4 protein-coding genes are annotated in these 4,742 nt (G+C 37.0%); all 4 read left to right on the forward strand.

The genetic code is table 11. The features are described from left to right. Window positions 1-225, forward strand: a 225-nt coding sequence (locus NZM04_04450; GenBank protein MCS7063285.1) for a hypothetical protein, incomplete at its 5' end; no start/stop codon positions are given. Window positions 226-1,512: 1,287 nt separating this feature from the next. After that, window positions 1,513-3,348 carry a hypothetical protein gene (locus NZM04_04455; protein MCS7063286.1) on the forward strand — a complete coding sequence of 612 codons (1,836 nt, stop codon included), beginning with the start codon at window positions 1,513-1,515 and terminating at the stop codon, window positions 3,346-3,348. Between the two features lie 487 nt (window positions 3,349-3,835). Beyond that, the gene (locus tag NZM04_04460; GenBank protein MCS7063287.1) at window positions 3,836-4,093 is read left to right on the forward strand and encodes a hypothetical protein; all 258 of its coding nucleotides are present in this window, start codon (window positions 3,836-3,838) and stop codon (window positions 4,091-4,093) included. Window positions 4,094-4,270: 177 nt separating this feature from the next. Continuing rightward, entirely contained in the window at window positions 4,271-4,567 is a 297-nt protein-coding gene (locus tag NZM04_04465; protein ID MCS7063288.1) for a hypothetical protein, read from the forward strand. The last annotated feature ends 175 nt before the right edge of the window (window positions 4,568-4,742 follow it).

A 4,742-nucleotide genomic window follows, 5' to 3' on the forward strand; every position in this document is an offset into this window, starting at 1 on the left:
GAAAATATTATTCAACCGGCATTGGAGGTAATAAAAAGTACACGCCAAGATGATCATGTTAAAGCGATAATGAATGTATTGATGGAATTAGACCAAGGTGATATTATACATAAAATACTAAAAACAATAACGAAGATTTCATCTGATTATCCATCAATATCAGAATTGATAATATCTCTTAGTAAGTTTACTTCTACAATAAACGACGAGATGTTTTTAGTTTAGCTGCGTGAAGTAACCCCCATTGTTTTTAAAGTCAACTACTTCTCAAATATTTTCGGGAAGAGAGTTTTTAATCTAGGCCAATGTAAGTTGTTTATCAATCAAAAATATAGTTAACGATACGTTATGTGCGTGTGATAGAAATGACAGTACTCTCAGCAGTACAATTGACATAGTTAGCTACTTGTGATTGCATTTAAAGATAATTTCATGGATAATTGTGGGTGGTAGATAAATCCAAATACTTGCTTCATACCGCGAACAGCTCTGATAACCCGTATACGTTTACTTGAATTGCTGATTTTTCAATCATTGTGCAAAGAATTCAACCGACCGCAACAGCGCTTCCACTCATCGTGAAAAGCACCGCGCCCGTCGGCCTAAGCGAGCGAGATCCCTCGCAACTCGGCGAGACTTGCTTCAAATGAATAGGTCTGCGATTTGCCCGGCGCAACTAGAGACAGCCCCACGGTGATCCAAAGCAGCATAACCAATAAAGCCGTCGGTGCAGTACTGAAATGCCTGTTTTTCTGTATCCACCATTGTCTGCACCACGGCCTCATCGCGTGTAGAGTATCTACCTGCTCATCATACAGCGTACCTTTCGCTTAACACGATTGATGAGACAGCCGTATTTTTTACTCCTGACGAATGTAAATAGCTTAACAATCTCAATGATGAGTTATTCTTCGGTTAGAGGAGCGTGGAGTTATGGACCAAAGCACGATAACGAATGCGTCTGACTCAGTCAGCTATCAATTGATCACTTGACAGGCAGATTGCGCTCGATGCCTCTGAAGCCGTAGATATCTAGTATATATGAAAAGATTGGCGTGAAATTCTAAGCGGGTAGCCGATTAAGTTGGGCTGAAGCGTGAAATTACGATTGCATGCATTGAACAAGTAGCACTAACTACTGTTGTGATTTTTGCTTTGTTTGACCACTGTTTTGCTTATAAGTCTTTGGACGCTTCATGCATACAATTTTATTCGCAAATAATTGAAGTATAAACAAATAATTCAAATATAAACACTGCGTTTTTATACAATATTAAGCTCAATTAATTACACTGACTAAATAATGATATTGCAATATAAATATCATAAACATAATGATTGGGTTTTATTTTTATACATCAAAACATCATATATGTTTTTGTATAAAATCAGTTGAAATAATTATATAAAATATTTATTTTTTGTATATATTTAAGTATTTTATATAAGCGCCGCTAATCTAATCATTATTATGCCTTTATCAATTAACGCGATTGAATTAAAATAAGAGACATGATGCAATCGCACCAGTTTTTTAAGCATCTCATTCTGAGTGATATAATAAATTACAATAGCAATGAAATTAAAGAAAATGTCATAAACAACCCTGACGTTGCCTCTAAGATATTAACAAACCGTGTTATATTAAAAGACGAGAATGAATTTCTGGATATTAATAAATCATTGCTAATCGATTTGATCTATTTAGGATTATCTAAGTCTCCACTCGCTTATGAAATTTTAGAAATATACGAAAATAGTGATATTGTAGACTGCAAAATTGGAGCATTGTTGGGATTATATTTAATAGATGGCGATAAGAAGAGATTAGATAAGATCGGTGAGGAAATTGAAAAGGACTGTGTGTCTTATACAGGAACAATTATCTTTATGATGGGAAAAGTTGGGAAGATAAAAGATAAAATAGATGAGGATATCTTTGATTTTATACTTAAACACGGAAATGATCGTTTTGATTATATAATTTCCGCAATAGGGAATATTGGATCTGAACGTAGTGTAGAATACTTATCAGCAACATTAGAATATTTTTATAACGAAGCGAAGAGATTGTCTTATCATAAAGAAAATGTAAAAATCATTGTTGAAGCAATATGCCAGTGCGATAATCCTGGAATTATTAATATACTAATAAGCGCTTTAAATAAGGATTTGGATGATGATATAAAGAAAATGGTAATTGAAAGGATTGGAGAAATTGGTGGAATCAAAGAGTATGATCTCTTAACTCAAATATGCATGAGAGAATGTAGCATTCTTCCAGGAATAATTATTAAATCTATGGCTAATATTTTAACAAGAATATATTGTGACAATATTTATAAAAACAAAAAAGACGATGAATTATATTATAATTTGTCTGATGACAACCCTAAATTATGTGAATACTACCATGACTGGCTTCAGAAATCAATCATATACTTATCTGAATACTTTGTTGACTTAATTTTATATGATAATTATGTTAATTCTATGTGTGGAAAAGAATGTGATAATTTGAGAGAAATAAGCATCGATTCGATAAGATTATCTTTTACCCTGTTTAATGAAAAATTTATGATGGAAGTAACCAGAATGGTTTTAAATGATCCTAAGTTAGATTTACTACTACACTACTTCAAATCAGCCGTTATACATAAAAATAATTTCTTCTATGCTTTTTTACGTAAAAATATAGATGCTTTTAGATCATTCAATATAAGCGAATATTATGATGCATTCACTCTATATATTTTAAATAATATAGAGAACAAGGAATTGATAATAGACATACTTGATTATTTGTATTTGATAGATAATCGAAAGCTTAAAAGCAGCTTGATTAAAATAATAGAGACAACGAAAGACCCTGATAGAATTTGGCTGATAAATTACATTATATTTAATTCAGATGAGGAAGACTTGCCAGATATCTCGAAATTGTTATACTCGGTCTACGATCATGTAAAAAGAGATAAAGAATTTCAGCAGAAGATGCTATTGACCATATTATCAGTAAAGGAAGACATAGGATTATCTTTATTATGGAGATTCATAGATCTATTCGAACAGAACGATCATAAAAAAATTGCAGTTGCCTTGCAGTTTAAAAAAGACGAGGATATTTTGACTTCCATTATTAAAACCTTAAAAGATCGTGATCATTCGACAGCATTAACTATAATAAATAAATTGATATCGCTCCTGCCAAATAAAATGTATAATATAATTGAAAAAGCGGGAAAACTTTTATCAAACAAAGAAGTATCTAATATAGTTTTTGAAATAATAAAGCAGATTTATAGCCAAACGTATACATCAAACGAGAATGAAAGATTTTATATATAGCCTCATGCCGTTTTGTTTTATACATCGTGGAGAGTAAATGTGTTAAATAAATAGTCTTGGCCAAAGGACATATTACAACTATATTAACCGGTTTGTAGATATATCAGGAAGTACCTAAATCCAAATACTTGCATAGTCTCGCGGATAGCTCTGATAACCCATATGGGTTTACTTGAATTGTTGATGTCAATCACAGCATTGCACAAAAGACGCAACCAACTGTCGTAGATCCTCTATACACTGAAAAAAACGCTACGACCGTCAACTTAAGCAAACAAAATCCATAAAAAGTCCCTGAAACTTGCTTAAACCGAGTAGGGCTGTGACTTGTTCAGCGTAATCAGATATGTCTCCCTTTGTTAATCTATAGCAGCATACCCAATGAAGCCGTTGGTGCAGTACTGAAATGCTTGTTTCTTTTGGATCCACTATTGCTTGCACCACACGGCCTCATCGCTGAATAAAGTATCTACCAGATCATCAAGCAGTGCGTCCTGCACCTGACATTCTTGATCAGATAGATGCATTTTTTATTTCCGACGAATGTGAACAGCTCATCAAGTTCGACGATCGGTTAGTCGTCGGTTGGGGGCCGTGGGATGTGGGAGGCCAAGGCAAGTTCAGGGAGTGCCTAAATCCAAATACTTGCGTAGTCCCGCGGATAGCTCTGATAACCCGGATGCGCTTGCTTGAAGGGCTGCCACCGATTCCAGCATTGCACAAAGGAATCACCCGACCACCGTAGCTCCTCCACACACCGCGAAAAGCACCGCGCCCGTCAGCATAAGCAATCAAGAGCCGCCGCAACTCGGCGAGACTTGCTTCAACTGAATAGGTCTGCGACTTGCCCGACGCAACTAGAGACAGCCGCCACGCTAGTCCAAAGCGGCATACCCACTGAAGCCGTCGGTGCAATACTGAAATGCGCGTGACCCTTGATCCACCACAGCTTGCAACACCGCTTCATCGCGGGATAGAGTATCTACCAGCTCATCACGCAGCGCGTCCTGCGCTCGAGCTGCGTGATGAGATCGTCGCGTTTTTTACTCCCGACGAATGTGAACTGCTCTCAAGCTCAACGAAAGTATCGTCATCGGTTGTGGGCTGTGGGATGGGAGCAGCCAAGGCACGTTCACCGGCGCACTTGACCCAGGTAGCTACCGATTGCGCATTTGATACGCAGATTGCGCCCGATGTGTCGGAAGCTGTGGCTATCTAGATACATCTCGACTGCTTGGCGCGGGATTCTAGGCGGGTAGCCGATTAGGTTGGGCTGAGGGATGAAATGACGATTGCAGGCCTTGCACAGGTAGCGCTGGCTGCCGCTGTGATTCTTGCCTCGTTTGACCACCGATTCGCTTATGTCTCTTTGGACACTTCATGTATCCAATTTT

The organism is Candidatus Methylacidiphilales bacterium (assembly GCA_025056655.1).
Classification (GTDB): Bacteria; Verrucomicrobiota; Verrucomicrobiia; order Methylacidiphilales; family JANWVL01; genus JANWVL01.

Excerpts from the sequence above, each read along its gene's own strand:
- NZM04_04455 (MCS7063286.1), top strand. The coding sequence starts at position 1,513 with ATGATGCAATCGCACCAGTTTTTTAAGCATCTCATTCTGAGTGATATA.
- NZM04_04465 (MCS7063288.1), top strand. The coding sequence starts at position 4,271 with ATGCGCGTGACCCTTGATCCACCACAGCTTGCAACACCGCTTCATCGC.